We start from the raw sequence: 379 nt of genomic DNA, 5'->3' as shown, positions 1-379 counted from the left end.
TCTCGGGCTGCCGCTGGTGGACGAGACGACGGCCGATCTCGACGTCACCCTCGACCCCGTCGAAGCGCTGGTGGGTGACATCGACGTCGATGTCGTCGCTGACCTTGACCTCACCGGGACGACTGATGGCACCGTCGAGGTGCTGGAGACCACGGGTGAGACCATCTCCGAGCTGACGGACACAACCGGCGGGCTCCTTGATGGTGCGGTCGACACGACCGACGATGTCGTCGAGACGGTCGACGCCACTCTGGAGAGTGGAACGGATGCCGTCGACGAGCTGACCGGAGACATCACGGGCGCCCTTCTCGGTGGCAATGAGACGGAAGAGCCGGCGCCTGACACGAGTGGCGACACCGATCTGACCCTCGATGCCGAT

Annotated in this window: 1 protein-coding gene; it reads left to right on the top strand. The window is 65.2% G+C overall.

The features are described 5' to 3' along the window. Positions 1 to 379, top strand: a 379-nt coding sequence (locus L0F51_RS19860; RefSeq protein ID WP_234630887.1) for a hypothetical protein, incomplete at both ends; no start/stop codon positions are given.

This window comes from Afifella sp. H1R (assembly GCF_021462425.1).
GTDB classification, from domain to species: domain Bacteria; phylum Pseudomonadota; class Alphaproteobacteria; order Rhizobiales; family Afifellaceae; genus Afifella; species Afifella aestuarii.
This window is presented reverse-complemented; position numbering and strand designations above follow the sequence as displayed.